Here is a 1563-nt window from a genome sequence, read left to right as displayed (position 1 = left end):
TTTCTACGATCACGTCAGATACGAGATTCCCCGCCGTGTTTTAATGCTGTTGGCCTGATATCTCAGATGTAATCCTTTGTTTTCAGCATGATAGCCAATAAGCCACAGTACAATTGTACTCAGAGTCGCCAGTAGGCTCAGTACCAGCATTCTTCCCACGGAACGACTGTAACTGGCACGCAGAGCGAACCCGAAGCACTCGCTTTTTTCATCCCGGAAGTTCTGCTCGATTTGCATGCGACGGCTGTACAATTTCATGATTTCCCGAGGTTTAAAGTCATTCGTACTGCTAAATAGCAAAGCATTTTGTCGGTATTTGTGAAACGGTGCTAACGCATCGTGGAAAAAATTCTGACATACTTGTCGAGCAGGCATAGAAGTGATCTCATTGAATTGGTTGCACAAATCAGTAGATCACAAAACTCTATGCCTGTCTTTTTTTACCCGCCCATTACTGGGGATTCCTCAGCGCAGGAATGCGGGTTTTTCGTTTGTGGAGTCTGAAAAGGAATTTGCCTATGAATCGCATACTGCCGGTGCTGGCTCTTGCCTTCGTGTTCTGTTGTTCCCCTCTGTTTGCACAACCCGGCTGGAATGTAAACGGCGCGCCTATAAATGATGAGGCTTCCCGCCGCAGTGCTGACGGTTTTGGCGGCATGGTAATGATCACTTCAGATGCCGACTGGCAAGAGAAGTGGGCAACACCAGCAGAAAACGTTCCGAAGTTTACCGAGGCAAAGGTTGTCCATCTTGGGGAATCACTCTTCATCCTGACGTTTTTGACCAATCCCAAACTGGATGAACAACAAGAGGCGAATGTTAAGTGTAGTTTTCAGGTCGTGAGGCCTGACGGCGTTGACTCGATGAACGAAAAAGAGATCGACTGTTTTAATTACCATTTCACCCAGCCTGTGGGCGATACACTTTACCTTTCCGATCGGACGATGGGTTTTCACGCAGAAAAAGGAGATCCAAAAGGTGTCTGGACGGTGCGCGTCACGCTGAAAGATACCCTGCGTACTACACCGCTTGAACTGGTTACGCATTTTACTTTGGAGTAGTTTGTTGCTTAAGGAGTGAGAAGATGGCGACGCTACGTAAGATAGTGGTTAATAACCAGACCTGGTTATGGAAATACAAATTCGATGACTATGACCTTCAGGATGATTCTTATCTGCGAATAAAAGATGCTGATAAGAAAGGCCAGATTATCATCTGGTTTCGCACTGGCGTATGGATTGATATTGGTTACTGCCCTTTTAACAAAGGCTTACCCGCAACATACTTGGGAGAAAACGTCACCATCAACCTGAACCAGCCGCGCTATATCGCACAGATCCTCGCTCATGTTTTGCAGGATTTCCCTGAAGGAGGTCTGACAGGCACGCACTGCTACCAGAACGGCATAGAGATGCTGCATGAGCTGGGGTATGAGTTTGAGTATCAAAAACGGCTTAACCAAAGCGAGTAAAGTTTAACGTTAAAAACGCGGTGAAGTATCGAGAGCGTTCAGAATTCTGTGTCACGTTAAAAATTCTACAGCGTCATCACATTATTCAGTCG

General features: G+C 46.3%; 2 protein-coding genes and 1 pseudogene. 2 read left to right on the top strand and 1 reads right to left on the bottom strand.

The annotated features are described in order from the left end of the window. Positions 1-12 precede the first annotated feature (12 nt). Positions 13-300 (bottom strand): annotated as a pseudogene (locus A7090_RS20710) (transposase); the annotation flags it as partial. 218 nt (positions 301-518) lie between these two features. On the opposite strand from A7090_RS20710, the gene A7090_RS20700 reads away from it, so the two are divergent. After that, a complete protein-coding gene (locus A7090_RS20700; protein ID WP_105275356.1) occupies positions 519-1061 on the top strand; it encodes a hypothetical protein in 543 nt (180 codons plus the stop codon). Positions 1062-1084: 23 nt separating this feature from the next. Then, on the top strand, positions 1085-1471 hold the full coding sequence (locus A7090_RS20695; RefSeq protein WP_105275355.1) for a hypothetical protein: 387 nt from the start codon (positions 1085-1087) through the stop codon (positions 1469-1471). Positions 1472-1563 lie beyond the last annotated feature (92 nt).

The organism is Escherichia sp. MOD1-EC7003, from assembly GCF_002965065.1.
Lineage (GTDB): Bacteria > Pseudomonadota > Gammaproteobacteria > Enterobacterales > Enterobacteriaceae > Escherichia.
This window is presented reverse-complemented; position numbering and strand designations above follow the sequence as displayed.

Excerpts from the sequence above, each read along its gene's own strand:
- A7090_RS20700 (WP_105275356.1), top strand. The coding sequence starts at position 519 with ATGAATCGCATACTGCCGGTGCTGGCTCTTGCCTTCGTGTTCTGTTGT.
- A7090_RS20695 (WP_105275355.1), top strand. The coding sequence starts at position 1,085 with ATGGCGACGCTACGTAAGATAGTGGTTAATAACCAGACCTGGTTATGG.